We start from the raw sequence: 26,622 nt of genomic DNA, 5'->3' as shown, positions 1-26,622 counted from the left end.
ATCAGCACCCGTCCGCCTGCACAATTACCGGTTCTCCGGCCTTGGGCATCCAGACCTCATCGAGATCCGGACAGACTAACCGAATAGCACTCTCCTCACTGGACATGAATACACGGTCATTCTTACGGGCAACTACGAGGGGCCGCAGCTTGATACGGTCGTTTAATCCCCACAAACTGTCGGAATCAGCTACCAAAATAGCAAACGGACCATTTAACATTGCACTTGCGTATGTGGTTCTAAGTGCGCTGTAAAGCTTTTTTTCCGGCTCATCCATTTTTGCGATTTCCTCCCAGAAAGGAGGAGCAAAAACAGACGAAGCCAGTTTTCGGCTCAAACCGTGTTTACGTACCAACAAATCAATTAAATATGCAACAACTTCCGTATCGGTATTCATGGTACATTCATACCCGTGGGTACAAAGGTACCGCCTATTGATACCATACGAAGAGATTTCACCGTTATGCACAATGGACCAATCCAGAATTGTAAACGGGTGCGCCCCGCCCCACCAACCGGGTGTATTGGTCGGGAATCTGTTATGCCCGGTCCAGATATAAGCTGCGTATTCATCAAGGCGGTAAAATTCGGCAATATCTTCAGGATAGCCTACACCCTTAAAAGCCCCCATATTTTTACCGCTGGAAAGAACGAACGCGCCCGGAACCTCTTTATTGATCTTCATGACCACACCGACAATATAATCCGATTCGCTTCCCCCGCTGAAATGCGACTGGGTCCGCAACTCTTTGGGATAAACAAAATATCGCCAGACCACAGGCGGGTCCGGGATAGTCAGCACCTTTCTGGTTCTTATCGGTTCAGCTTCATAAACATCAAAAAATCTTTTAATGATCACTTCAGCCTTATCAAGTGCCTGCTGGTTGTCGCAAAGCAATTGCAGACAATATTTATCAGCCAGATCCGGGTAGATTCCATAAGCCGCAAAACCTCCGCCCAGCCCGTTGCCACGGTCATGCATACAAGCCATAGCCCCGATGGGGATATCGCCGGGAATGCATTCGCGGCTCTTGCTAATTACACCGAATACTCCGCAACCGGATATGTCTTTCTCAAAATCATGATAATTTTCTGGTGCTTTCATATGATGCCTCCGGCGGCTGAGGGAAGACTTATTCTGAATCAGGATTCCATGCTTTGTTAAAGAATTCATCCGGCCACATTAGAACGTCCGGCTCACCTTCACTGAGCCTTTTGCGTGCATCCGCATCTACCTTGAATTTAAATTTGATAAATGAAGTGTACATGCCTGCGAAATCTATATCCCCTACCAGCACGTAACCCACAAGGCGATCTTTCTTGAATACCAACTTGCGATAGCTATGCTTTCGTTCATCAAAAAAAGTATAGATTTCATAATCAGCATTTTCAGAATCAGGATGGACCTCTCCGACAGAAATAGTTGGCATACCGAAAAAGCTGATTGAACTCATGGACATGGTTCCAGGATAGGCAGATTTATTCCCCGCCATATTCCGTCCGGCGTAGTATCCTTGGGTATAAGCGTTGGACCAGATGGGGACGACTTTATCTTTGTCAAAGATCACATCCCGGGCCTGTGCAACATCCCCGGCGGCGTACACACCTTCTTTACCGGTAAACATGTTGTCATCCACCACAACACCCTTATCAACTTCAATGCCTGCCTGTTCAGCAAGCTCGGTATTGGAAACCACACCGATGGCGATGACGATAGCGTCAGCTTCAAGAAAACTTTTGTCATCGAGCAGTATTCCACGCAGCTTACCCTGCTTATCTCGCACGATTTCCTTACCGCTCACCCCGCATCGGACCAGCATTCCGGCTTCTTCCACCCGACGTGAAATCAACCCGGCAGCATCTTCATCATAGGCAAGCGGTAATATGCGTTCGCGCGTTTCAACAACAGCGACTTCCACGCCCCTGGTATATAAAGACTCCGCAGCCTTAATGCCGATCAATCCTCCGCCGATGACCACCGCCCGCTTTAAATCTTTAACGGATTCAATCAAGCGGTAAGCATCCTTTGCAGCAGTAAAATTATATACATCATCCCCCTCAAGCCCTTTGATTTGAGGGACGTAAGGCTTACCACCTGTAGCAAGCAGCAACTTTTCAAACGGAATAAGCTCACCTTCGGAGGTTTGCAGTTCCCGTGATTCAAGATCAACCTTTTCTATATATGTAGCCAGCTTCAGGTTAACGCTTTTACCTTTGTAATAATCATCCGGACGCATGGATAAACGTTCAGGGCTGATTCTCCCTGCCAGCAAATACGAAGTCAGCGGTTTACCGTAGGCAGCCGTATTCTCGGCCCCGATTACTGTAATCGGGATTTTACGGTCATATTTCCTGATACCGTCAATAGCTCCAAGCGAAGCAATACCGTTACCGATGATTACATATGCCATGGCTATCTCTCCTCATATTTTAAAGCCCGGTTGGGACAGGCTTCCACACATGCCGGACCGCTTTTCCTGCCTGCGCAAAGATCACACTTAACTATCATACCATTATATTTGTCGCGCTGAATAGCCCCGTACGGACAGGCCATAAGACAAGACCAGCAGCCCACACACTTATCAGCATCATAGAGAGTGATTCCGGTTTTATCATCTTTGGTCAACGCCCCTGAAATACAAACAGGTACACATTCCGGTTCGTCACAGTGCCTGCAACTGATGGCGACGCAAACTTCGTCATCTTCAATCAGCCGCTTACGGGCAACCAACCCCTTGGCCTGTTCTTCCTTATAAGCAAGAATCAAGTCATTTGATTTGGAATGAGCAGCGAGGCAGCCCAGCACACACAGACCGCACCCGATACATAACTCCCTGTCAGGATAAATTCTTTTCATGTTTAATTACCTACCAGCATGCTTAACACCCAGAATCTGCATTTCAGTATCAGTCAGTCCGACTGCTCTCAGCTTATCCCTGTTACCGCGCAGACTTTCTATTGAATTAAGGCCCATGCCGCCGAGCATTTCCTCAATTTCATGGGACCAGCCGCGTACAAGGTTAACCAGCCTTTCCGCCGCAACTTCCGGGTTCTGGCGCTTAGCGAGTTTCTTGTCATTGGTGGCAATACCCCACGGGCACTTTCCTGTATAACAGCGACCGCAAAGCGTACAGCCCACGGCGATTAGAGCCGCAGTGCCGATATTGACCGCATCAGCACCAAGAGCAATTGCTTTGATCACATCACCGCTGCAACGGAATCCTCCCCCGGCAATAATGGAAGCCTTGGAACGGATACCTTCATCCCGCAACCGTTGATCCACGCTGGCAAGAGCCAGTTCAATAGGAATGCCCACGTTGTCACGGGTCATAGCCGGAGCAGCACCGGTTCCACCCTTCATACCGTCAAGAGTCAATATATCAGCCCCGGCACGTACCACACCCGAGGCAATAGCCGCCACATTATGCACCGCAGCAATCTTCACTGCTACCGGGACGCGGTATTCCGTCGCTTCCTTCAAAGCAAAGATAAGTTGAAGCAGATCTTCGATGGAATAAATATCATGGTGAGGCGCGGGTGAAATCGCATCAGACCCCGGCGGAATCATACGGGTCTCGGAGATCATGGCGTTAATTTTCTCACCCGGTAGATGACCGCCGATTCCCGGCTTAGCTCCCTGCCCGACCTTAATCTCAATACCTACTCCGGCGTTCAGGTAATCGCTATGAACTCCGAAGCGCCCGGAAGCAACCTGCACTATGGTCCATTGTCCATATTCGTAGAGAGACTTATGAAGCCCGCCTTCCCCGGTATTGTAGACCGTACCCAGCTCTTTGGCTGCCATAGCCATTGCCGCATGCAGATTGTAGTTAATAGCCCCGAAGGACATACCAGCAAAGGTTATCGGAGTGGCAAGTTCTATCTGCGGAGTCTGTTCAGTTTTGAGTATCGGATTACCGTCAGCATCAAACTTGACTTCAACCCTATCAGGTTTGGACCCGAGAAAAGTTTTAAGCTCCATCGGTTCACGCAGGGGGTCAATGGACGGATTGGTTACCTGACTGGCATCCAGAAGCAAGCTGTCCCAATATACAGGGATATCAACAGGGCTGCCCATACCTGCCAGCAATACACCACCGCTTTCAGCCTGATTATATATGTTGCGTGCAAACTCAGGACGCCAAGTGGCATTAGGCCGGAAATCCAACTCATTCAATTTAATAGTAAGAGCGGCTGTCGGACACAAAGCAGCACAACGGTGACAGCCCACACACTTGCGGCTGTCATGGGATACTTTATCTCGTGCATCGTCCCAGAAGTGCGCTTCATAAGAGCACTGCTTGATACAGACCTTACAATCAATGCACAGGTCCGGGTCGCGCACTATGCGGAATTCATGGAATGTGCTGGCAAATTTTCTGAATAGCACTTTTATTGCCTCACTTTTACTTCACTACAGGCCAAAAATTTAAATGTCTTGCAGGTGAATAACCACCGGAAAACGCTTCACCCAGACTGGAAAAATTAACTCTATTTTTCCGGCTTATCTTTTTGGCAAACCTATCGCCGAAAAGAAAACAACGGCGGCTGTTTTTATTACCAACCCACGGTTCGTTAAACTTTTTCAGCTTGTTGATAACAGGCCAGAAACCTTTCTTTTCATCATAGGCTTTTCTCTGGGCCTGGAGAAGTAATTTCTGTTTACCCCTGTCATTTCCCTTATGAAAATAAAAAAAGGCCGCACCATTACGGATCATATGGCTGTTCACGAAGACATCATCCACATAAACCCAGCCGATGATACGTTTATAATGATCAGTTCCTTTGCCTGCATATTCAATACGTACCCGTTTGCCTAGAATCAGCTTATTCAGCATGGATTTCGCTTGCTGGGCATAGTATTGATCCGGTTTGCCATCCCGCCCTATTTCCGGGGTATCAATTCCGGCAATACGCACATGCTCGTTATTGCTTAGGATAAAGGTATCTCCGTCTATTACGTAGCGGACCTTGGCTTCAAAGGCAGAAGCAGTTGCCGTACTGAAGAACAGGCAACAGAACAACAAAATGAAAACGGGGCCCTTAAGGACCCCGTTTCGTAACTTGATTATTTTAATTTTTCCTTTCGGCATTCAGTTCCTTTTATTGTGCCCAATGGATCAGCCCCAGAGAGTGAGGATCAAGCAGAAGTTCATGCTTGGGCAGGATGCGCACGGTATAACCGAACCTTCCGGCCTCATGAGGCATAACCTCGCCCTGATAAACATGCCAGCCGCCGCCCATATCTTCTTCAGGGGTCATAACCACAGTGTTACGGCGGGCAAACTTTCCGTCCTGCCCAACAGGTCCGGCGTAGATTTCCACCTGAACATTATCCGTGGTCAACCCATTGAGGAAAATCTCTGCGGTAATGATGATCGGTTCTTCAACATATACATCAGTATGAGTTTCCGAACGAATGTTGCGAACCTTCAAGCTGGACCACTTGGTCATCACTTCCATTCTCCAGGCAGCCAATTCTTTAGCGCCCTGGAATTCATTTTTATGCATGGTGGCGTAATTACTGTATGCAGGCTGATATGCCTTTTCAATATAATCTTCCACCATACGGTTAGCGTTGAATTCAGGTCCCAGAATCCGCAACGCCTTCTTGACCTTGGCAATCCAGCTACGGGGAAGGCTGCCATGGCCGCGGTCATAGAATTCGGGAATTATGTCATTTTCCAGAACTTTGTAAAGGGTCTGACTCTCCACAAAATCCTGATATTCATGATCGTTGTAGTCTTCGCCGCGACCGATAGCCCAGCCGAGGCTGTTATCAGGCAGATAAGCTTCATCCCACCAGCCGTCCGGGGTACTGAACTGGAGCACACCGTTTGCCATAGCCTTCATGCCACTGGTTCCGCAGGCCTCAAGAGGACGCCTCGGAGTGTTCAGCCAGATATCGCAACCCTGAACCATATAGTCGGCGATTTTCATGTCATAATCTTCAAGGAAGACAAGACTCATGCGGCACTCTTCACGACGGCAAAACTGAATAAGGTCCTGAATAAGCTTCTTACCTTCATTGTCCTGCGGATGGGCTTTACCTGCAAAAATAAACTGCACAGGATGTTTGGAATCGGAAATAAGCTTGAGCAAACGTTCCTTATCCTTAAGCAGCAATCCGGCACGTTTATAGGTAGCAAAACGGCGGGCAAAACCGATAGTCAAAGCGCGGGGATCCAGCACTTCGTCAGCAAGTTCAATTTCCTTGCGCCGGGCACCGATATTCATCAACTGGCGGCGCAGACGTTTGCGTACGAAATCCACCAGCCGTTCCCTGAGCCGCTCATGAGTGCGCCAAAGTTCTGCATCGGGAATATTATCGGTCTGCCTCCAGACTTTTGCGCAATCCGGGTCCTCACGCCAGTTCGGGCCGAGGTAACGATCAAAAAGCAAAGAGATATCAGTAGCAACCCATGTCGGCATATGCACACCGTTGGTAATTGCCCCGATGGGAACATCTTCCACAGGATACTGCTGCCAAACCTTCTGCCACATGTTCCGCGAAACATGCCCGTGAAGCTTTGATACACCATTATTGAAACGGGAAAGCTTAAGAGCCAATACGGTCATGCAGAATTGTTCCGCATCATCGCGGGGGTCTTCCCTGCCGAGAGAAAGAAATACTTTATAGGCAAGCCCCATAGTCTGGGCATACGGTTCAAAGTATGGACGCATAAGTTCGGCTGGGAAACGATCGTTACCAGCCGGAACGGGGGTATGGGTGGTGAAAATACTTGAAGAAGCCACCATTTCCATCGCCGCTTCAAAAGAAAGCCCGTGCTCGGTCATAAAAATACGAATTCTTTCCAACCCGGCAAATGCAGAATGGCCTTCATTCATATGAATGACGCTGGGCTCAAGTCCGAGTGCATCAAGAGCTTTGACTCCACCTATACCAAGCAGGATTTCCTGCCAAAGACGCATTTCAAGATCACCACCGTACAAACGTGCTGTGATTCCCCTGAAGCTAAGCGAGTTTTCAGGTACATTGGTATCGAGCAGATAAAGGGTTACACGCCCGACTTCGACCTGCCATACTTTAACATGAAGGGTTTCCCCTTTCATATCAAAATTAAATTTTACATCCTTTCCGTTTTTATCCTTGGCTACTTTGATAGACATTTCCTCAAAATCATGACTGGGATAACGCTCCTGCTGCCAGCCATCCTGAGTCATATACTGCCGAAAATAGCCGTGCTGGTAACAAAGGCCGACACCAATCAACGGAATATTCAAATCACTTGCAGATTTGAGGTGGTCACCTGCAAGAATACCGAGGCCACCGGAATAAATAGGCAGACTGAGGCCGATACCGTATTCCAAACTGAAGTAAGCTACGACGGGTTCGCCTTTCTTGGCTCCATCAAATTTGTAAGCGCAGCCTTCACGGGCCAGATAATTTCTCTGCACCTTGGCGGCTTCCTTAAGTCGCTGCACAAAAAAATCATCTTTAGCCAATTCTTCAAGCTGCTGTTGAGGAAGACTGTTTAAGAACTTCACAGGATTCTGCTGGCAATCCCGCCAGAGAACCTGATCAATGCTAGAAAAGATACTGGCAATGTCGCTGTTCCAGACAAAAAGATAGTTATATGCCAAGTCCCAAAGCTCTTTCAGCTGACTGGGCAGACGTGGAACGACGCTGTAAACGCGAAGCGGCTGCATAGTTATCTCCTTAAAAATTTATTCGAAATGAGATGATTGATCGAATATACCAGAAATCCCGAACCTTTCACACTTATTTTTATTATTTGCCTTATTCAGGTTAACATATCAAGACAGTTTAGCAATAATCTCGATAGAAAGTTGACACATTTGCCTTACAAGAGCATTCTGCCTCTTCAAAATATCACTTGTTCAAGGATAGAAAGATGAATCCTACCCAATCCAATCCAGTTGAAGTAAAAGTAAAATTCCTCAGTGAGACTGCCAGCGAAGGCGGTCTGGACTATGCTACCCCCAACTCTGCCGGAGTGGACCTGCGTGCCTGCATTGAAGAGGACTTCGTGGAGATTGAAGCTGGCGGAAGGTATGCCTTCCCCGCCGGAATCGCCATTGAGATCACCTCTCCGGGTATTGCCGGTTTTATTTATTCCCGCAGCGGGCTGGGCACCAAAGACGGCCTGACCGTCAGTCAGGGAGTCGGAGTAATCGACCCTGACTACCGTGGAGAGATCAAAGTTTCCCTGCTAAACACATCGGGCGAAAAGCGACGAATTGAGCGTGGACAGCGCATTGCACAGCTCGTTTTCATGCCTTACTGCCATGCCCTGCTGACTCCCAGCGAAGAACTTTCCGACACAACCAGAGGTGCCGGAGGTTTCGGGCATACAGGTAAAAAATAGTCTCCACTGAATAGAAGAATATCATGAGTAAACACGATACACTTGTAGCCGCTGAACAAAATTCCATCTGCAATACCTACGGCAGATATCCTTTAAATGTAACAAAAGCCAAGGGTTCCAGAATCTGGGATCTTGACGGCAAAGAATACATTGACCTGCTTTCCGGAATTTCCGTTGTTAACATCGGCCACTGCCGTGACGACCTTGCCGACATTATGGCTGAGCAAGCCCGTAAACTGGTTCAGGTCAGCAACCTTTTTTATCAGGAAGAACAGGTAGAGCTGGCTGAAAAGCTCCTCGCCACCTGCGATGCCGACAGAGTCTTCTTTGCCAACTCCGGCGCTGAAGCCAACGAAGCAGCCATTAAACTGGCCAGACGGTATATGCGTACTATTAAAGAAAGAGATGCCTTTGAAATTATCACTCTCGAAGGTTCTTTCCACGGCAGGACCATGGCTACCCTGACCGCTACAGGACAATACGGCCCTATCAAGGACGGCTTCGCGCCATTGCCGGAAGGATTCAAATACGTTCCGGCTGGTGATGCTGAGGCCCTTAAAGCCGCCATCACTGATAAAACTGCTGCGGTCATGATCGAAATGGTACAGGGCGAAGGCGGCATCAAACCGTTACCTGAAGATTACGTCAAAGCGGTGACCGAGCTGGTCAAAGAAAACGACATTCTGCTCATCGTGGATGAAGTCCAGTCCGGCCTGTGCAGAACCGGTAAATGGTGGGCACACCAGCATTATGGAGTCACCCCGCACATTTTCACCTCCGCAAAGGCTCTTGCCAACGGACTTCCCATGGGTGCCATGATGGCTACAGAAGAAGTAGCCAAGGGATTCACTCCCGGCAGCCATGCCACCACTTTCGGCGGCGGAGCATTGGTATCCAAGGTTGCGTCCAAGGTCATCGACATCATGACCGAGGACAAGCTTGATGAACGTGCAGCAGAACTGGGCGATTTCTTCAAAGCCGAAGCTGGCAAACTGCAGGAAAAATTCCCGGGCAAGATCAAATCCGTTCGCGGCCTTGGTCTGATGCTCGGCGTGGAGCTGGACTTTGACGGCAATGAAATCTTTGCCGCCCTGCGTGAACAAGGATTTATCCTCAACCTGACCAAGGGAACAATTCTCAGGCTGCTCCCGGCGTTAACCATTGATAAGGATGACCTCGTTGCATTTCTCAATGCGCTTGAGGGGCTGCTTGCAGAACAGGCTTAGCTTGACCATCAAGCCATACGGGCTTATCTTTAGTTTATGGATGATATTGCACTTGCCACACCAGTAGAAGGCGGTGTTCAGGACACCAGTATTGAGCCTTGGCAGCCATCTGGAAGATTGGCTGAAATGCCGGACGCTATTCCGGACTCTATTGATGCGGCCTCTTTGCATCTACATGCAGAAGAGCAACAAAAAATTGTGGATCAGGCTATACACAGCCTCACCGGCAAGGGTAATCTCATTGATCGAATTGTTTAAAACATACGACTACTCCCTGCGAGACAGGGATTGAGCAAATAAACCTAAAATGCTCAGGTACTCTGTGGAGTATCTGGGCATTTTCATGTACTGCTATCTCGAAAACACTGACCATTAATTTAACAATCAACTAGATTTTAAAATATAAGGAACACCAATGCCTAAACTACTTAGAATTCAATTCACCCTTTCCGAGCTCGAAAGTGATGAATGTCAGGTATACCTCGGCGCACGCGTTGCACACGGTTGGGAAGAAAAGCCGCTTGATGACGATTCCATTTTTTATACCATCCATCTTGAGGACCACCCTCTGGGCAAGGAAATAGTAGAAGAGATCAAAAACCGCTGGCCTGACGCTGGATGTGTTGGTGAAGAAATCGAAGATGAAAACTGGGGGCTTGCATGGAAGGATTATTTCGAGCCCGTAACCTGCGGACAGTTCGAAATCCTGCCCCCGTGGTTGCTGGAAAAGAAGACCGAAGGCAAGAACCACATCATCATAGAACCGAAAATGGCTTTCGGAACAGGCAGCCACCCCACCACCGCCCTTTGCCTTGAACTGATCAGCAAACTGGCTGAAGAAGGAAAGCTTAATGCGGACATGGAATTTTTTGATCTCGGTACCGGGTCCGCAATCCTCGCCATCGCTCTTGCCAAGCTAGGCCTGAAAGGTGTCGGTGTGGATATTGATCCACAGTCCATTGTCTGCGCACAGGAAAACATCGATAACAACGACGTTGACGGCATCATTCTTTCCGTAGGCAGTGCCGATTCCATTGATCCCAAGCTTAAATATGAGCTGGTAGTAGCAAATATCCTTTCCGGTCCGCTCATTGAGCTTTGTCCGGATGTAACCGCAAGGCTGAAGGAAAATTCCATCCTGATTCTTTCCGGTATCCTTGTGGAGCAATCTGAAAAAGTTGCAGCAGAATACATCAAAGCAGGTCTGCCCGCCCCTGAAATATTCACCATGGGTGAATGGGCCGGACTCCTCTGGCGCGATGTAAGTGAAGATTAATTTTAATGCCTCCGGCTGGGGAAGGGAAACTTTTAGCTTGCTTCACATGTAGCTCAATTAAATAGTCTTTTTCATGAATAGAGAGCAAACATTAATAAAATACTATGAAGCCCTCTCGGAAAGATTAGGGCCTTGTCATTGGTGGCCGGGTGAAAGCCCGTTTGAAATTGCTGTGGGAGCTATTCTGGTCCAGAATACAAACTGGGCGAACGTGGAAAAGGCTATCTGCAACCTCAAAGAGAATGATGGTCTGACCCCGCAGGGATTGCGTAAATTCTCCATGGATGAATTGCAGGAACTGATAAAACCTTCCGGTTTCTTCCGTATGAAGGCGGTAAGGCTCAATAATTTCCTCGATTTCCTTGACGTCAATTCTGCAAAGTGTATCACGGACTTGAAAGATGTAGAGACCTTTGAGTTGCGCGAGAAACTGTTGGCAGTCAACGGAATCGGTCCGGAAACAGCAGATTCCATTTTGCTCTACGCTTTGAATAAGCCTGTATTCGTGGTCGATGCCTATACACGCAGGATTTTCAACCGCCACATGCTGGTCCACGAAGACATCGACTACCATGAACTACAGGAATATTTCATGGACGTACTTGATCCTGACGTGAATATGTACAATGAATACCACGCCTTGATTGTGCGTACCGCTAAAGAGTGGTGTAAAAAATCCAACCCTGATTGCAAAAACTGCCCGCTGGGTAAATTTCTGGAAAACTAACTTCAGCCTATGTCTCGAATGCTTACTAAAACATACCTGATCATATTGACCGCCGCATTGCTGATGCTTTGCGGAAGTGTATCTGCTTCTGCAGACTCCGCGGTCAACAGGCTTAAAGAAGAAATTCAGGACACCAAAAATACCGTCAAAGAGCAAAAGCAGGAGTTGCTGAAGCTTACCCGCGAAGAACGCAGCATGTTCGGGGAGCTTGCAACTATTGAAGACCGCATCAGTAATGTGGAGCGTGAACTTTTCCAAAAGGAAGATGACCTCGCAGGCATTATGGAAGATGAGCAGGCAGCCAAAGCAGACCAGCGCGTTCTTGAAGGCGAACTGGATGAAATTGTTGCTAAACTGAAAACCATGCTAATCAAGATCTGGCCGGTTCATTCCCGCAAACTTGAGAATAAGTTCGGATCACTGGATGACTGGGAAAAGGCTGACCGTAATTTTGTCTGGCTTGCTTCTCTATATAAAGAGACCAAAGTTGAATTGGACAAAGCACAGGAAAAGGCAGACGAAATCGCTGCCAACCTTGAAATCCAAAAAGATTTACGTTTAAAAGCGCAATCCAAGCTTTCAGAAATCAACGACACAAAAGATGGCTTACTCAAAGATAAACTCAGCTTGTTGGCAGGGATCAAATCCATCCGCGCCCTGAAAATCAACAGAGAGCAGGAACTGAAAGGTCTCCTTGAAACAATCAACAAACTGAATTACAAGCTAAAAAGCCTTACAAGCAAAAAAATTGCCAATTTTAAAGGGTCCTTACCCCGCCCTTGCGAGGGGGACACCAAAGTCCGGTTCAAGCCTTCCGGTAAACCGCCTGTTCGCGGTATCGGAATCCAAACCACCGGAAATGTTGATGTAAAATCAATCTTCTGGGGCAAAGTTGTACACAATGACACCCTCAGAGGATTTGGGCGGGTTGTGATTATTTATCACGGCTACAACTACTACTCCCTTTACGCCTACCTGGCTGAAAGTTTCGTTAAAACCGGACAGGAGGTTGAAAAGGATGAAATTATCGGTAAAACAGGGTATTACCCTAACTTGAAAGAAACGGGACTCTATTTTGAATTGCGTTTCCATCAGAAACCCGTTAACCCGCAAAAATGGCTTGCCCGAAATTAATGTATAATAACTTGAGCAAGATACAGCACCCACCACGCTGGAGGAACACATGAGAAAAACTTTGTGGATGATTGCGATCATATCTCTTTTCGTAATATCCGTTGCACCGGAGCCGACACAAGCCGTTGATGAAAACCGTTTTGAACCCCTGCGCAGATTTTCGCAGGTGCTTGATCTGGTGGAACACAATTACGTTAACGACATCTCCCGCAAAGAACTTGTCGATGACGCTGTAAAGGGCATGCTCGAACAGCTCGACCCGCACTCCACTTTTCTTTCCACTGATGATTTCAAGGAAATGCAGGAATCCACCAGCGGTGAATTCAGCGGCATCGGAATCGAAATCAGCATGGAAAAAGGTCGTCTGACTGTTATTTCCCCCATTGAAGACACTCCGGCATACAAGGCCGGCCTCAAAGCCGGTGACATCATCCTCGAAATTAATGGTGAATCCACCCAGTCCATTTCCCTTATGGAAGCAGTGGGCAAAATAAGAGGTAAGCGCGGTTCAGATGTAATCCTGACCATTCTTCATAAGGATGCAAACAAGCCTGACAAGATAACCATCACCCGCGACACCATTCCCATCATCAGCGCAAAGAGTCAGGAACTTGAAGACGGTATCCTCTACCTGCGACTGACCAGATTCAACGAGAACACTACCCGTGAAATGCATAAAGCCCTGCGCGATTACCAGAAGAAGCACACCCTCAAAGGTGTTGTGCTTGACCTGCGCAACAACCCCGGCGGACTGCTCACACAGGCTGTATCCGTTGCCGACACCTTCATTAACGACGGCCTGATCGTCTACATTGAAGGCCGCAGCAAAGCCAGCCGCAAGGATTTCATGGCAACTGAGCAGGCAACTGATGTTCATGTACCCATCGTAACCCTGATCAACGCGGGTTCCGCATCAGCTTCCGAAATCGTTGCTGGCGCACTCAAGGACCATGACCGCGCTCTGCTGCTCGGTGAACGCACCTTCGGTAAAGGTTCCGTACAGACCATTATTCCCATGGCAGACGGATCCGGCATCAAGCTGACCACAGCCCTTTACTACACTCCCAGCGGCCGCTCTATTCAGGCCGAGGGGATTGACCCCGACATCGTATACCCCTTTGTTCCTCTTGTAGAAGACAAAGAAAAAGATGACCGTTTCATCCTGCGCGAGAAAGACCTCAGCCGTCACCTTGAAAACAACGGCAAAGACAAGGACAATGCCAAGGTACAGGATGATAAAGCCAAAAAAATGCTTGAAAGGGATAACCAGCTCAGACTTGGTCTGCAGATGGTGAAACAGCTTCCCCGCCTGAAAGAAATCAAATAGCATTAAGGTTTAATAAAGTGGATCAGCATAATCCTGAACAAAACAATCAGCCCGAAGCCCCGGAAACCAAACCGGGACTTCGGGCTTACATTTCCAAGCCTGTTGCCATTGCTGCCCTGACTGTTGCAGCTGCGGCATCCATCTGCCTGATAATTGCTCTGCTCGTTTCCGGCTCACCTGAAAGCAATGCTTCTGTTGAATCGCCCGAGACTGAACAAAGTGCGGTTAATTCAGTTCCCTTGTATGAAGAGCCGATGGAAGGCGACCTTGACGACATGGTCAAACAAATTGACCTGAGTCTGATCAACACCCTGAAGGCAGCCAAAATATCCATGAGTGATCTGCGGCTGGAAGATGTTTCCCTGAAAAAGCATCAGGGCCGGGACTACCACTTCCAGCAGCTGAGCTTTCCTGTCCCAGGCGACAAAAAACTTTTCCTCGCCAGCGTGCAAAAGGGATTGGAATCAACGGCTCTTAATGCCAGTCTGCACGAAGTTGCCACTGACAAATGGCTGATCAGCATCAACGGAGTACCAACCCATAAATTTTCCATCTTTACCCCCGTGGTAAAAAAACAGAAGCCTGCTCCGATTAAGCTTGATCCCAACGCGCCCAAACTGGCTATTGTAATCGACGACATGGGCGAAGACCTGAAACTGGCCAAAGGGTTGGCCGCTCTGGATGCAAAAATAACTTTTTCCATCTGGCCTAACAGCTCGCATGTGAAAAAAACCATTGCCATTGCCAAGAAAAGCGGCAATGAAATCATGGTTCATCTGCCCATGCAGCCTAAAGGGTATCCTAAAGTCAATCCCGGTGCTGACGCCCTGCTTGTGGGCATGGATGCTGACAAAATCAGCACTATAACGCTTGCTGCCATTGCAAAAGTTCCCGGAGCAACCGGCCTTAACAACCACATGGGTTCAAGCTTCACTGAGAACTATAATGGGATGCTGGCAGCGCTGAAACATTTGAATAAGAAGCATCTTTTTTTCCTCGACAGCCGGACCACCCCCAAAAGTGCTTGCCGCAGGGCCGCATCTAAAGCAGGGGTAACATTTTACGAACGCAACATATTCCTTGATAACGTAAAGGATGTGGGGGCCATTAAATACCAGCTTTCCAAGGCAGCCAAAATAGCACGTAAACATGGACAGGCCATTGCTATCGGACATCCGAATCACGAGACTCTCAAAGCTATCCGCCAATGGGTTGCTGAGAACAGGGGTAAAATCAGGATCGTTCCGGTAAGTTCGTTGCGCCCCAACAGTTAAGTACTGTGACATGCAACAGTGACAAGACAGCCGTGTCGCCGTTGTTTAAATCTATGGCTAAATCTATAATTGTAAAAAATAATTTTGATCCTGTCTTGACTTAAGTGTCATTTTAAGGGCAAATTCATTTTATTAAATAATTTTTCAATAAAGGGTTGTACCAGGATGAAAAAAATCCTCCTATTTCTCGTACTTCTGTTCATGGTGACGGTCCCTGTCATCCACTCCGCCCAGACTTACACCGTATCTATTTCCCAAATTGTAGAACACCCCTCCCTCGATGCCATGAGGGACGGTTTTAAAGACAGACTTAAAGAAGCCGGCTTTGATGTAATTTACAATGAGCATATTGCTCAGGGTAATCAGGCCACCAATATTCAGATTGCCAACCAGATAAAAGGTGAAAACCCTGATCTGGTTATGACCATCACCACCCCGTCTTCACAGGCTGTTGCCCAGAAGATCAAGGACATCCCCGTACTCTTCACCGGTGTTACCGATCCTGTAGCCGCAGGGCTGGTTAAAAGCCTCATGCTGCCCGGTAAGAATATTTCCGGTATGACCGACATGAGTCCGGTTCTGCGTCAGGTCGAACTGATTAAAGAATTCATGCCCGAGATCAAAACAATCGGTACCATCTACAATGCTGGTGAAGCCAACTCCATCGTGCTGACCAACCTGCTTAAGGAAATCTGCAAGGATTTCGGAATCAAGGTAGAAGAAGCATCCATTGCCAACTCCAGCGGTGTTTATCAGGCCGCCAAGAGTCTTGTCGGCAAATGTGAAGCCATCTACATTCCGCTGGACAACACCGTTGTCTCCGGTCTTGAAGCAGCTATCAAGGTCTGCCGCCAGAACAAGCTGCCCATTTTCTCTGCTGATACCGATTCAGTAGAACGCGGAACTGTGGCCGCTCTGGCTGTTGACTACTACCGCATGGGTCTGCAGACCGCTGACATGGCAGCCCGCATTCTTGGCGGTAAAGCCAAACCGGCTGATATGCCTGTCGAAACGCTTCAGAATCTGCGCCTTTTCGTGAATGAGAAAGCTGCAGCTAAAATGGGAGTGAAAATTCCCAAGCAGGTCATGGATCGGGCCGACAAGGTGATTAAGTAAATATTTGCAAATCTTCCGTATAAGAGTTAAAGGCGCAGTACATTCTGCGCCTTTTTTTATTTGCGCTTCCCACTAAAAAATAAGTTTAACATATCATGATCAGTTTATATGCATTTATGGGAGCCATTGAGCAGGGAACTGCTTTCGGGCTCATGGTTCTAGGTGTGTACCTGACTTTCCGGGTACTGGATTTCCCTGACCTTACAGTGGACGGCAGTCTGCCGCTTGGAGCTGCTGTCTCGGCTGTAGCCATCAGCAACGGCTACCATCCCCTTGTCGGAATGAGTATGGCAGTAGGGGCTGGGTTCATTGCCGGAGCGGTAACCGGAGTTTTGAATACAAAATTCAAAATTCTGCACCTGCTTGCTTCCATCCTGACCATGATTTCACTCTACTCCATAAATATCCGCATCATGGGCAGGCCGAACATGACCCTGCTCGGCGAAGACACCCTGATCGACCAGTTCATTGAATTTAGCGGACTGGCACCCCACTTTTCCACTCCCATACTTTTCGCAATTATTTCCGGCGCAGCCCTGCTGGCACTGATATGGTTCCTGAAGACATCTTTCGGACTGGCAATGCTGGCTACCGGTGATAACCCTAAAATGATCACCAGCCTCGGTGTAAACCGCGATATGATGATCATCTTCGGTGTGGGACTTTCAAACGCAATGGTCGCCCTTTCCGGTGCGCTGGTAGCCCAGAACCAGGGAGCTGCCGACGTAAATATGGGCATCGGAACCATCATCGCGGGACTTGCCTCGGTTATCATCGGTGAAACCCTTTTCGGTAAACCCAATGTCACCCGGGCTATGCTTTCCGCCCTGCTCGGTTCCATAATTTACCGCATCGCCATTGCACTGGCTCTTGGTGTACGTTTTGGAGACTTCGCATTCACTCCCAGTGACCTGAACCTTGTTACTGCAGCACTGGTCGTAGTAGCCTTGGTCTCTCCTCAAATTAAGAGCGGCCTGCTCAAAAGGAGGGCTGCATAATGCTTAAAGTTGAAAAAGCAGCCAAGACTTTCAACCCGGACAGTGTCAATGAAGTACAGGCTTTGCGCGGAGTAGATCTCAAAGTCGATGCCGGAGAATTCATCACTGTAATCGGTTCAAACGGAGCCGGGAAATCAACTTTTCTTAATTCAATTGCCGGATCATTCATGCTCAGCAGCGGCAGTATCACCATTGCAGGCAAGGATGTAACCAGATGGCCGGAGCACAAACGTGCAGCTAATCTGGGCCGCGTATTTCAGGACCCTTTGCTTGGTACCTGCGGTTCCCTTTCCATTGAACAGAATATGGCTCTAGCCCTCAAACGAGGCAAACGAAGAGGGTTGGGTCTAGGCGTCAAATCACGTGATCGGAAACTGTTTCAAGAACAGCTTGCGACTCTCGGTCTTGGACTTGAAAACAGACTTGCGGATAAGGTTGGACTGCTGTCCGGTGGTCAAAGACAGGCTTTGACCATGCTCATGGCAACAATGACAAGGCCGGACATTTTATTACTGGACGAACATACAGCCGCACTAGACCCCAAGACAGGACGCAAAATTCTTGATATAACCGACGCCGTTGTGCGTCGTGATAACCTGACCACACTTATGGTTACCCATAACATGAATCAGGCAATCAACATGGGCGATAGATTGATCATGTTCCATCAGGGCATGATAATTCTGGATATTTCCGGGAAGGAGAAGAAGGGGCTTAAGGTGGAAGATCTGCTTGATCGATTCTACTCCCTTCGCGGCGAGGATGTAGCCACGGACAGGATGCTTTTTTCCTGATCGCGGCGACATGAACTTCCCGTTCAGGGTAAAACCTGGGTAATGCGAAAATCCGCAAAAAAGAATACACTTGGAGGACTTAAACAATGAGCGAACTTACTTTTTCCATCATCAAGCCGGATGCAGTTAAAGCCGGCAAAATCGGCGACATCCTGAAAATGATCTCTGACGCTGGTCTGAAGATCAAGGCAACCAAGATGATCCACATGACTCAGACTCAGGCTGAAGGTTTCTACGCTGTTCACAAAGAGCGTCCTTTCTTCGGTGAACTGGTTGAGTTCATGATTTCCGGCCCCTGCGTTGTTTCCGTTCTTGAAGGCGAAGACGCCATCAAACGTTACCGCGACCTCATGGGTGCCACTAACCCCAATGAAGCAGCAGAAGGTACCATCCGCAAGGCTTTCGGTGCTGGAATCGAAGCTAACGCATGCCACGGCTCCGATGCACCCGAAACCGCAGCTATCGAAGTACCCTACTTCTTCAGCAACCTCGAAATGGTAAACTAATATGACTAAAAAAGTTGGATTTATCGGCACAGGCAACATGGGCGCCGCCATAATCAGAGGAATGGCTGGCGATGACAGCATCAACCTGCTTGGTTCCGACCTGAACAAAACAGCACTGAACGCCCTTGCCGAAGAGACCGGGCTCATTCAATGTGAGACTCCCCGCGATCTTGCCAAGGAATCCGACTTCATCGTGCTGGCGGTCAAACCACAGCACGCTCCCGCAGTTCTGGAAGATATTGCACCTGAACTCAACGAGTCCAAATGCATTATCTCCATCGCAGCAGGCCTGACCGTACAAAAACTGAAGGACTTCTGCGAGAACCGTTGCCCTGTTGTCCGGGTAATGCCCAACACTCCTGCACTGGTAAACGCGGGCGTGTTTGCAGTATGCCTTGACGACAACCACCTCAGCGACGAGCAGGCAAACTTCACCCGTGAAATGTTCACCCCTCTCGGTGATGTTTATGCACTGGCAGAAAACCAGTTTGATGCATTTACCGGGGTGATCGGGTCCGGTCCCGCTTATGTCTTCTACTTCATAGAAGCCATGGTCGAATCCGCAGTTGAACTGGGATTGCCCCGCGAACAGGCAACATCCATGGTCAACAAGCTGTTTGAAGGCTCCACCAAGCTGGCTCAGGAAAGCAAATTCCACGTCAGCCAGCTGCGTGAAATGGTAACCTCCCCCGGAGGAACTACCATTCAAGCCCTCATCCATCTGGACCGCACAGCCACCCGCGCCAATATTATTGATGCGGTGCGTCAAAGCTATAAGCGGAGTATTGAACTCGGGAAAAAATAAGAATGCCTCCGGCGGCTCTCCGAGGGCTTAAACCCTTTTTAAAAAAAGGTTTTAAGAATCCCAAAAACTTTTAATAGTTTGAAATTGGAGTAGCTTCGAAAGGCATACATATAGAATAAAAATGGCGGCTTGATTTTCAAGTCGCCATTTTCTTTTACACAAAATAAGTCAGGTAGATTGTAGTTCCCCAGACAGTCAAAAAACCGCATAGCACCGACTTAATGTAGATATTTTTCAACAATGGTTTAATACCTGCCATGGCGAGAATGCCATAACACGGCAGCAGGCCGAGAGTGTAGCTTGCCTTGGCCGTGCTGTAGACGGGCAAATTGAGATAAAGATATGCTTCGGCAGTAAAATAGACCACGATACACGCAACAAGAAACATACGCCCATTAAAGACAGACCTAACCGGCTTATAAAATGTTCTCCCTATTCCTGCCAGAATCATGATTGAAGGGACTAAAGCCAGCAATGCTGTCGCCATCATCAACTGATCATCCCACGGTGGCCTGCTCGTGAATTTACTCATTCCACTGAGATTGGCATCCAGCCAGAGGGTGGAATAAAGTCCGTCCCAAATTCCATTGATCGTAGAGTAAACAGGCTTAATGAGTGCACTTCCAAAACTACTGAAATGCTCCCAGACACGATAGCTATGATCCTGCCACCAGCTGATCTCACGAATCTTATCCCAGCCGCCGACAAACGGTTTGCCGTAACTGAGCCAATTCCGCAGGTAATACCAGCCACCGATGACTGAAGTTGTTATCAAAGTCAGGAGAACTCCCCTGATACAGCTGAGTTTTTCATCTGAGGAATCGCTTTTCTCTGCCATTAGGGGCAAAAGAACAAAAAAGAGGACCAGTGGAATTAAAAGAGTGCATGTCGCTTTGCTCAAAATGGCCAAGCCGAGACAAAAACCAAGCAGGGCAAAATCCTTCAACTTTCTTCTATCATGTTCTTTAATAATGATCAGGCACATCAAGATAGTTAATGCGGAAAAGACCGCAGCTAGAGGCTCATTGCCCCAAAACTGGGCCATAGCAAAATTCATAGGTAGAAATCCGCCTATCAACGTTGCCCCGATTTGAGCGAAGCGGTTTTCATCAAAAGCCCTAACAGCACATCTGTAACATACTTCGATCATGATCGCGCCACAGACCAGCGGAACAAGGCGCAACCAATAAAGAGCACTTTCTACATCCATGAACAGGAGCAAAAATTTATAAAATGCAGCGGAAATGATGTAGTAAAGCGGAGGCTGAAACATCTGCCAGCCTTCAAGCGGACTGGGCAGACTAAAATTTTCGGCGACATACTCAATATATTTGAAGTGGCCAACCGAATCCATACCAAGCTTAAGCGGCAGATCATGAAAATTATTGAATGCCATGACCGCCCACAATCCAAGAAGAACAAACCTGAATTGTGCTGGAGAAAAATCATGGCTGCGGACAAATGCAGGCCCCCTGCCGCTTTCACGCATCCAGACAATACCTGCCCCGAGCAAAAACAAAGGCAACATGTAAGGTACAGATGCCAACAAAGCCTGATCTGAACGTTCAAACCCATTGGCAATTTGCAGCCTGCCCGGTTTCGCAACATCTACAGCAGGGTTCCAGACAAAATCATCGCGACTGGCTTCCCAACCATCAGGAGTGGAGAGATCTAAAGCCTCAGAACCGGAACCTTCAGCCCACAGCAACAAGGCCGGATGTGCATTTTCATTAACCACCGCAATTTTCAACTCATGTTTGCCAGCAGCAATCACAGGCAGTTGAACATCAAGACCATCACTCCATTTTTGCATATTCCCATCAAACTTGCGCACAGGCATACCGTCCAGCCAGATACCGGCCCCGCGGAAAGCCTTGAGATGCAAACGGATATCCATACGATCTTTTATATCGAACTTGCGGCGAAAAAGGGTCATTTCAGAACCGTTATTGCGGGCATTAAGTCGAAAAGGCAGGTCTAACTTGATCCAGCGAGCTTTTGAATGCGCGGCCAGATAAGAATTATCAGGCTTCGAAAGAGATGAATTAAAGGCATAAAAAGCAGCCACTGCAAAAGCACATATAGCCAGAATCAAAACACCCAGCACAAGACGATTTCTATATGAATCCTGAGGCATGAAATTCTCCATATTTTTTATTCTTTTATACGGATTAGAGCCACTTGGGTAGGGCAAAATTCAAGAAAAGAAGACCTCGGAGTATTAATAAAAAAAAACCGGAATCCCGCTGCTGCGGAATTCCGGTTAAATGTCAGCTTAATAGGCTGATTAATTTCTAATGAACAACGCCGGAAGCCCAGACCATTACAAAGTAAATGTCGAGCAGAACAGCGGAGAAGATTGCGGTGGTCATTACCAGAGCACCAAGTCTTTTCAACTTCAGAGAAGTCCATTCACCACCTTCAGGGCCGAGAACGGGCTTTTCTTTTTCTTCACCGAAGTATACAGCCTTGCCGCCCATAGGAGCGCCAAGCAGCCATGCTGCAGGAGCCATGGACCAACCTGCATTGGGGCTTTCGGTCTTGTTGGCATCTTCGATAAGATTATCGTAAGCAGATTCCCAATCAAGCTTCATAATACGGCCTGCAGCCAGCATCATGAAACCGGTGATGCGTGCGGGAATGAAAGCCAGCACATCGTCAGCTTTAGCTGCGTAGTAACCGAACTCCTTGAATTCTTCATTCTTGTAGCCCCACATGGAATCCATGGTGGAGATGGTTTTGTAAACCCACATTCCGGCAGGACCGGTAACTACGAGGTAGAAGAAAGGAGCAACGAAACCGTCATTCAGGTTTTCGCTGGTGGATTCAGCAAGAGCCTTACGAAGACCGTTTTCATCCAGTTCAGAAACGTCACGGCTTACCAGTTCGGCAATTGCTTTACGGGCATCTTCAATTCTGCCGCTGTCCAGCAGGGCAGCAGCATTTTTGTGCTCACTGAGCAGGGAGCCGAGGGCAAGACCTGCGTAAGCAAGATACAGGGCAATCAGTACGCCAACGAAGGGGATTGCCAGAAAAATCTTGAGTACACTCCAGACCACTATAGCGAAAACCAGTACACCTACACCGCCCATAATCTTACGGGACATGCCGGTGGAGAAAACCCAGTTTTTGTACTTGTCGAGAGCCATACCGATATAGCGCACGGGATGGGGGAACCACTTGGGATCTCCTAAAACGAGATCAAGGACAAGTGCAATAACAGGTACAAGAAACAAAACAGTAGAATTGTCCATCAGATATTTATCCTCAAATCTTAAAGCGTTTGGCCGGGACAAATAGTGCGGTACACTTAAAATAAATTCGTATTTATTTTAAGTTAATTCATATCTATGAATTTAATAAACCTACACTATAATCGGCACACAGGGACAGCCGGAGCCGGAACCTCACTATTCCTACCTCGCGTAAAGGTAAAGAAATGCCCCGCATCCGATCCTTCCCACAGAACCGGAGGCTTGCTGTCTCTACATCATATAAAAAAGCGGCACGGACAACAATCCGTACCGCTCTCTTATTTTTAATTTTCGTAGTAGGAACGCAGTAATGCGCTGCGAACAGGATGACGCAGCTTTCTCAAGGCCTTGGCCTCAATCTGCCTGATACGCTCACGGGTTACGTTGAAAAGCTTACCAACCTCTTCAAGAGTATGGTCGGACTTTTCGCCGATACCGAAACGCTTACGCAGAACCTGCTCCTCACGGGGGGTCAGATCAGAAAGAACGGTTGCAATCTGCTCGCCGAGTTTGGTGCTGACCACCTCTTCAGCAGGCGCTGCGGCCTTCTTATCTTCAATAAAATCGCCGAGACTCGAATCCTCTTCATCACCGATAGGTGTTTCAAGGGAAATGGGTTCCTTGGCAATCTTAAGTACTTTCTTAACTTTTTCCAGCGGATAATCCATACGCTCAGCAATTTCTTCCGGGGAAGGATCGCGTCCCAGTTCCTGCACGAGGTAGCGGGAGGTGCGGATCAGCTTGTTAATGGTCTCAATCATATGAACCGGAATACGGATGGTACGGGCCTGGTCCGCAATTGCACGGGTGATGGCCTGTCTGATCCACCAGGTTGCATAAGTGGAGAACTTGTAACCACGCTGGTATTCGAACTTATCAACCGCCTTCATCAGGCCGATGTTACCTTCCTGAATCAGGTCGAGGAACTGCAGTCCGCGGTTGGTGTATTTCTTGGCAATGGAAACAACGAGACGCAGGTTGGCGCGGATAAGCTCCTGCTTAGCACGCATTGCACTGCGGTTACCATGCTTGATGCGCCAGAGCACTTCTTCAAGCTCATGCACATTGTGGCAACATTTATCCTGAAGACGGACAAGAATTTCCATCTTACCGGAAATCATTTCCTTAAATGAGAAAAGCTCATCCACTGTCATTCCGAGTTCATCAGAAGCAGCAACAGGGTTGATTTCACGGTCATCAATCTGTTTGAACAGATCTTTGATCTCCTGCTGGGTTTTACCAGTGGAGAGAATATACGCGGAAAGGTCACGCTGGCAGTTATGCATCTGCCTTACGTAATCACCCACAGTTTCAATGATCTGGTCGATGAGAGTCTTCTCGATTTTAATATCACGAAGTCTTTCAACGATTTCAGTCTTATAGTTTACAATCTCGTTCTGCTGCTTGGCGACTTTTTTATCAAGGGTAGCGCATTCATCGAGCTTGAAATACAGGTCACGTTTTTTTTCGTATAGCTTCTTGACTTCGTCCAGCAGGAAGATAACACGCTGGCGCTGGTTCATCTCATCTTCGCTGGGGTCGTCTTCCTCAATGGTTTTAACGACGTCCTTCAGCTTGATGCGTGATTCGTCAAGATCTTCACCGACGCTGATGAGTTCTTCGATTGCAACCGGAATTTCAACCAGTGCGTAAAGAACATCCATCTCGCCGTTTTCAATTTTCTTGGCGATGACAACTTCACCCTCACGGTCCAGAAGACCTACCGCGCCCATTTCGCGCAAATACATGCGCACTGGGTCGGTGGAACGGGAAACGTAATCTACGCTTTCCTCTTCGCTTTCAGTAAGATCAATGTCATCATCATTATCCACCCCGGCATCCATAATCTTTTTGCCGTCTTCGGGTGTGTTGACGATCGCAATATTCAACTGGTCGAAAATCTTGATGACATCATCAAGTTGATCAGCCTTGTTGAACTCGGCAGGCAGAGCCTTACCCAGCTGTTCAAAGGTCAGAAATCCTTGTTTCTTACCTTCGGAAATCAGAGTTTTAATCGCCTGAATATCCTTAATGTTGCTCATCATCCCTCCATACAGAGTCGTTCAGGACTTTGAGGTACGCGTTTACGCGTTCGGTATCGCCTTGAGCCTGAGCACGGCGCAAAGCATCGGTGAGCTTTTTTCGGCCCATATCGTACCGCCGCCGGGCAATTACCCTACAGACATGTCGCCATTCATCTTCCAGATCTTCACCGGAGAGAGCTTCCTCCATCCGGCAACCGGCATAGAATCTTTTTTCAGAATCATCGAGTAACGGGATAATGTCCTGCCCGCTGTGAGCCGCAATTTTAGACCACAGTGTTTTGCCCCAGTGCGAGGTCAGGACCTGAGCTACTCCCCTTTCCGATAATTCGACGACATATTCTGGATGTTTTACCGCATACCTCAAGAAATATTTATCATCTTTAACCTGTGCACCCACCGGAGTCGCAGCGCGGGGTTGATCCCTCTGAACCGTATTCTGCTGCTGCGGGACCGGGGCATTGAGAGCACCGGAAAAAACCGACCTTAATTCCGCTTCTGCCACCCCAAGGCCGCTGGCGACCTTAGGCAGATAAAACGCACGCAAGGACGCACTGGTCATCCTCTTCAGGAATCCCTGCGCCCAATCCATAACTTCACGGGGAGAAGACCCCTTCTGCAAGGTTTCCAGACTGAATTCCAGACCGTCACGTGCCTTATCCAGAAACACTTGAAATCCTTCTGCCCCACGGGCCTGAAGGATGCTATCCACGTCCTCCCCGTCGGGAAGAACAACTACACCGCAGGAAACTCCCTGCGTAAGAATCATTTCCGTACTGCGCAAAGCCGCTTTCAGCCCGGCAGCATCCCCGTCAAAAACGAGATCAATTTTCGAACAGAACCCGGAAAGGCGTTTAACCTGATCCGGAGTCAGTGCCGTTCCCAGCACCCCGCAGGAATTTGTATATCCGAACTGGTGCAGGGAAATTACATCCATGTACCCTTCGGTCAGCAGGGCCCGCTTGGTCCGGGCAATAGAGTTCCGGGCCGTGGAAAGGCCGTACAGGTGCTCCCCTTTCTTGTAGATAGGGGTATCACTACTGTTTAAATACTTCGGTTCTCCATCTGTAATTATTCTTCCGCCAAAAGCAATAACCCTTCCCGATAAATTTGTGATGGGAAAGATCAGCCTTGCACGAAAACGATCATAAGTGCGCCCCTTGGCATTTTGGGAAAGAAGTCCGGCTTTGACTCCCTGTTCGGTCGTATAACCTTTCGAAATCAAATACTTTTCCAGTCCCTGCCAATCATCGGTACTGCACCCCAGACCGAAAGATTCGAGAACAGAGGCATCCATGCCCCTGCCTTCGATATATTTTCGGGCTTCACGCCCTTCAGGAAGCTTGAGCATACGACTGAAATATTTAGCCGCATGTTCATGCATATCCATGAAAATTTTGCGTTCAGAACTTCTCTTGGCTGCCTGAGGGTCAACTTTCCCCGGGGTAAGCTCCACCCCGGCTTCTGCAGCAAGCTGCTCAAGTGCATCCTTGAATTCCACCCCGTTAATATGGGAGTAAAAATCAAAAATATCCCCCGAAGCCTGGCAACCGAAACAATAGAAAAAACCCTCCTCGCCATTCACACTGAAAGAAGCGGTCTTTTCATTATGAAAAGGACAAAGTCCCATCCAACGGCCGGACACAGGTTTCAGTTCTACATACCTGCGTACGATATCGACTATGTCAAGGCGTTCTTTGATGGCCTCTATGGCAGCTCTATCCAAAGAATCCTCCGTAACAACATCGAAACAATTCGAAGCAGTTGAAATAATGCACAATCATTGCAGCCT

23 protein-coding genes are annotated in these 26,622 nt (G+C 48.2%); 13 read left to right on the top strand and 10 right to left on the bottom strand.

The annotated features are described in order from the left end of the window. Window position 1 precedes the first annotated feature (1 nt). The 6 genes from ACNI23_RS03790 to glgP are packed head-to-tail and all read right to left on the bottom strand — an operon-like array spanning window position 2 to window position 7,671. Window positions 2-1,105, bottom strand: a complete 1,104-nt coding sequence (locus ACNI23_RS03790; RefSeq protein ID WP_420246873.1) for a class II glutamine amidotransferase — start codon at window positions 1,103-1,105, stop codon at window positions 2-4. Window positions 1,106-1,133: 28 nt separating this feature from the next. Continuing rightward, entirely contained in the window at window positions 1,134-2,411 is a 1,278-nt protein-coding gene (locus tag ACNI23_RS03785; RefSeq protein WP_420246872.1) for an NAD(P)/FAD-dependent oxidoreductase, read from the bottom strand. A 2-nt stretch (window positions 2,412-2,413) separates the two neighbouring features. Then, a complete protein-coding gene (locus tag ACNI23_RS03780; protein WP_420246871.1) occupies window positions 2,414-2,857 on the bottom strand; it encodes a 4Fe-4S dicluster domain-containing protein in 444 nt (147 codons plus the stop codon). A gap of 6 nt (window positions 2,858-2,863) precedes the next feature. Then, window positions 2,864-4,390 carry a glutamate synthase-related protein gene (locus ACNI23_RS03775; protein ID WP_420246870.1) on the bottom strand — a complete coding sequence of 509 codons (1,527 nt, stop codon included), beginning with the start codon at window positions 4,388-4,390 and terminating at the stop codon, window positions 2,864-2,866. Between the two features lie 16 nt (window positions 4,391-4,406). Then, the gene (locus ACNI23_RS03770) at window positions 4,407-5,093 is read right to left on the bottom strand and encodes a thermonuclease family protein (RefSeq protein WP_420246869.1); all 687 of its coding nucleotides are present in this window, start codon (window positions 5,091-5,093) and stop codon (window positions 4,407-4,409) included. Window positions 5,094-5,103: 10 nt separating this feature from the next. Then, window positions 5,104-7,671, bottom strand: coding sequence for an alpha-glucan family phosphorylase (glgP, locus tag ACNI23_RS03765; RefSeq protein ID WP_420246868.1), 2,568 nt, complete (start codon window positions 7,669-7,671; stop codon window positions 5,104-5,106). A gap of 206 nt (window positions 7,672-7,877) precedes the next feature. Between glgP and dut the strand changes: the two genes are divergently transcribed. The 13 genes from dut to proC all read left to right on the top strand — a co-directional run bounded on the left by dut (window position 7,878) and on the right by proC (window position 19,534). Continuing rightward, window positions 7,878-8,351 (top strand): dUTP diphosphatase, encoded by a 474-nt coding sequence (gene dut, locus ACNI23_RS03760; protein WP_420246867.1) that lies wholly within the window; start codon window positions 7,878-7,880, stop codon window positions 8,349-8,351. A 23-nt stretch (window positions 8,352-8,374) separates the two neighbouring features. Beyond that, window positions 8,375-9,577, top strand: a complete 1,203-nt coding sequence (locus ACNI23_RS03755) for an aspartate aminotransferase family protein (RefSeq protein ID WP_420246866.1) — start codon at window positions 8,375-8,377, stop codon at window positions 9,575-9,577. 36 nt (window positions 9,578-9,613) lie between these two features. Further along, the gene (locus tag ACNI23_RS03750; protein WP_420246865.1) at window positions 9,614-9,835 is read left to right on the top strand and encodes a hypothetical protein; all 222 of its coding nucleotides are present in this window, start codon (window positions 9,614-9,616) and stop codon (window positions 9,833-9,835) included. A gap of 157 nt (window positions 9,836-9,992) precedes the next feature. Further along, window positions 9,993-10,853 carry a 50S ribosomal protein L11 methyltransferase gene (locus tag ACNI23_RS03745; protein WP_420246864.1) on the top strand — a complete coding sequence of 287 codons (861 nt, stop codon included), beginning with the start codon at window positions 9,993-9,995 and terminating at the stop codon, window positions 10,851-10,853. Between the two features lie 73 nt (window positions 10,854-10,926). Next, window positions 10,927-11,580: an endonuclease III domain-containing protein gene (locus tag ACNI23_RS03740; RefSeq protein ID WP_420246863.1), complete on the top strand. Its 654-nt coding sequence runs from the start codon at window positions 10,927-10,929 to the stop codon at window positions 11,578-11,580. A gap of 9 nt (window positions 11,581-11,589) precedes the next feature. After that, a complete protein-coding gene (locus tag ACNI23_RS03735) occupies window positions 11,590-12,714 on the top strand; it encodes a murein hydrolase activator EnvC family protein (protein ID WP_420246862.1) in 1,125 nt (374 codons plus the stop codon). A gap of 49 nt (window positions 12,715-12,763) precedes the next feature. Continuing rightward, window positions 12,764-14,041: a S41 family peptidase gene (locus ACNI23_RS03730; protein WP_420246861.1), complete on the top strand. Its 1,278-nt coding sequence runs from the start codon at window positions 12,764-12,766 to the stop codon at window positions 14,039-14,041. Window positions 14,042-14,058: 17 nt separating this feature from the next. Then, window positions 14,059-15,315, top strand: a complete 1,257-nt coding sequence (locus ACNI23_RS03725; protein WP_420246860.1) for a divergent polysaccharide deacetylase family protein — start codon at window positions 14,059-14,061, stop codon at window positions 15,313-15,315. A 165-nt stretch (window positions 15,316-15,480) separates the two neighbouring features. Next, window positions 15,481-16,431 carry an ABC transporter substrate-binding protein gene (locus ACNI23_RS03720; protein WP_420246859.1) on the top strand — a complete coding sequence of 317 codons (951 nt, stop codon included), beginning with the start codon at window positions 15,481-15,483 and terminating at the stop codon, window positions 16,429-16,431. A gap of 95 nt (window positions 16,432-16,526) precedes the next feature. Further along, window positions 16,527-17,429, top strand: coding sequence for an ABC transporter permease (locus ACNI23_RS03715; protein ID WP_420246858.1), 903 nt, complete (start codon window positions 16,527-16,529; stop codon window positions 17,427-17,429). Continuing rightward, window positions 17,429-18,223, top strand: coding sequence for an ABC transporter ATP-binding protein (locus ACNI23_RS03710; protein WP_420246857.1), 795 nt, complete (start codon window positions 17,429-17,431; stop codon window positions 18,221-18,223). Before ACNI23_RS03715 ends, ACNI23_RS03710 begins: the two co-directional genes overlap by 1 nt. An 86-nt stretch (window positions 18,224-18,309) precedes the next feature. After that, window positions 18,310-18,729: a nucleoside-diphosphate kinase gene (gene ndk / locus ACNI23_RS03705; protein ID WP_319779806.1), complete on the top strand. Its 420-nt coding sequence runs from the start codon at window positions 18,310-18,312 to the stop codon at window positions 18,727-18,729. A gap of 1 nt (window position 18,730) precedes the next feature. Next, on the top strand, window positions 18,731-19,534 hold the full coding sequence (gene proC / locus ACNI23_RS03700) for a pyrroline-5-carboxylate reductase (protein WP_420246856.1): 804 nt from the start codon (window positions 18,731-18,733) through the stop codon (window positions 19,532-19,534). A gap of 154 nt (window positions 19,535-19,688) precedes the next feature. Here proC and ACNI23_RS03695 read toward each other — a convergent pair whose 3' ends face one another. The 4 genes from ACNI23_RS03695 to dnaG all read right to left on the bottom strand — a co-directional run bounded on the left by ACNI23_RS03695 (window position 19,689) and on the right by dnaG (window position 26,556). Then, a complete protein-coding gene (locus ACNI23_RS03695) occupies window positions 19,689-21,671 on the bottom strand; it encodes a glycosyltransferase family 39 protein (RefSeq protein WP_420246855.1) in 1,983 nt (660 codons plus the stop codon). 157 nt (window positions 21,672-21,828) lie between these two features. Beyond that, complete coding sequence (cbiB, locus tag ACNI23_RS03690; RefSeq protein ID WP_420246854.1) at window positions 21,829-22,788, bottom strand: adenosylcobinamide-phosphate synthase CbiB; 960 nt, start codon at window positions 22,786-22,788, stop codon at window positions 21,829-21,831. Between the two features lie 284 nt (window positions 22,789-23,072). After that, window positions 23,073-24,830: an RNA polymerase sigma factor RpoD gene (gene rpoD / locus ACNI23_RS03685; RefSeq protein ID WP_420246853.1), complete on the bottom strand. Its 1,758-nt coding sequence runs from the start codon at window positions 24,828-24,830 to the stop codon at window positions 23,073-23,075. Then, entirely contained in the window at window positions 24,817-26,556 is a 1,740-nt protein-coding gene (gene dnaG / locus ACNI23_RS03680) for a DNA primase (RefSeq protein ID WP_420246852.1), read from the bottom strand. Before dnaG ends, rpoD begins: the two co-directional genes overlap by 14 nt. Window positions 26,557-26,622: the final 66 nt, after the last annotated feature.

Origin of the sequence: Maridesulfovibrio pacificus (SeqCode) (assembly GCF_048612815.1) — a bacterium.
Taxonomy (GTDB): domain Bacteria; phylum Desulfobacterota; class Desulfovibrionia; order Desulfovibrionales; family Desulfovibrionaceae; genus Maridesulfovibrio; species Maridesulfovibrio pacificus.
The sequence above is the reverse complement of the archived record's forward strand: the minus strand, read 5'-3'. Positions and strand labels throughout refer to the sequence as shown.

Excerpts from the sequence above, each read along its gene's own strand:
- ACNI23_RS03790 (WP_420246873.1), bottom strand. The coding sequence starts at position 1,105 with ATGAAAGCACCAGAAAATTATCATGATTTTGAGAAAGACATATCCGGT.
- ACNI23_RS03785 (WP_420246872.1), bottom strand. The coding sequence starts at position 2,411 with ATGGCATATGTAATCATCGGTAACGGTATTGCTTCGCTTGGAGCTATT.
- ACNI23_RS03780 (WP_420246871.1), bottom strand. The coding sequence starts at position 2,857 with ATGAAAAGAATTTATCCTGACAGGGAGTTATGTATCGGGTGCGGTCTG.
- ACNI23_RS03770 (WP_420246869.1), bottom strand. The coding sequence starts at position 5,093 with ATGCCGAAAGGAAAAATTAAAATAATCAAGTTACGAAACGGGGTCCTT.
- glgP (WP_420246868.1), bottom strand. The coding sequence starts at position 7,671 with ATGCAGCCGCTTCGCGTTTACAGCGTCGTTCCACGTCTGCCCAGTCAG.
- dut (WP_420246867.1), top strand. The coding sequence starts at position 7,878 with ATGAATCCTACCCAATCCAATCCAGTTGAAGTAAAAGTAAAATTCCTC.
- ACNI23_RS03755 (WP_420246866.1), top strand. The coding sequence starts at position 8,375 with ATGAGTAAACACGATACACTTGTAGCCGCTGAACAAAATTCCATCTGC.
- ACNI23_RS03750 (WP_420246865.1), top strand. The coding sequence starts at position 9,614 with ATGGATGATATTGCACTTGCCACACCAGTAGAAGGCGGTGTTCAGGAC.
- ACNI23_RS03745 (WP_420246864.1), top strand. The coding sequence starts at position 9,993 with ATGCCTAAACTACTTAGAATTCAATTCACCCTTTCCGAGCTCGAAAGT.
- ACNI23_RS03740 (WP_420246863.1), top strand. The coding sequence starts at position 10,927 with ATGAATAGAGAGCAAACATTAATAAAATACTATGAAGCCCTCTCGGAA.
- ACNI23_RS03735 (WP_420246862.1), top strand. The coding sequence starts at position 11,590 with ATGTCTCGAATGCTTACTAAAACATACCTGATCATATTGACCGCCGCA.
- ACNI23_RS03730 (WP_420246861.1), top strand. The coding sequence starts at position 12,764 with ATGAGAAAAACTTTGTGGATGATTGCGATCATATCTCTTTTCGTAATA.
- ACNI23_RS03720 (WP_420246859.1), top strand. The coding sequence starts at position 15,481 with ATGAAAAAAATCCTCCTATTTCTCGTACTTCTGTTCATGGTGACGGTC.
- ACNI23_RS03715 (WP_420246858.1), top strand. The coding sequence starts at position 16,527 with ATGATCAGTTTATATGCATTTATGGGAGCCATTGAGCAGGGAACTGCT.
- ACNI23_RS03710 (WP_420246857.1), top strand. The coding sequence starts at position 17,429 with ATGCTTAAAGTTGAAAAAGCAGCCAAGACTTTCAACCCGGACAGTGTC.
- ndk (WP_319779806.1), top strand. The coding sequence starts at position 18,310 with ATGAGCGAACTTACTTTTTCCATCATCAAGCCGGATGCAGTTAAAGCC.
- proC (WP_420246856.1), top strand. The coding sequence starts at position 18,731 with ATGACTAAAAAAGTTGGATTTATCGGCACAGGCAACATGGGCGCCGCC.
- ACNI23_RS03695 (WP_420246855.1), bottom strand. The coding sequence starts at position 21,671 with ATGCCTCAGGATTCATATAGAAATCGTCTTGTGCTGGGTGTTTTGATT.
- cbiB (WP_420246854.1), bottom strand. The coding sequence starts at position 22,788 with ATGGACAATTCTACTGTTTTGTTTCTTGTACCTGTTATTGCACTTGTC.
- rpoD (WP_420246853.1), bottom strand. The coding sequence starts at position 24,830 with ATGAGCAACATTAAGGATATTCAGGCGATTAAAACTCTGATTTCCGAA.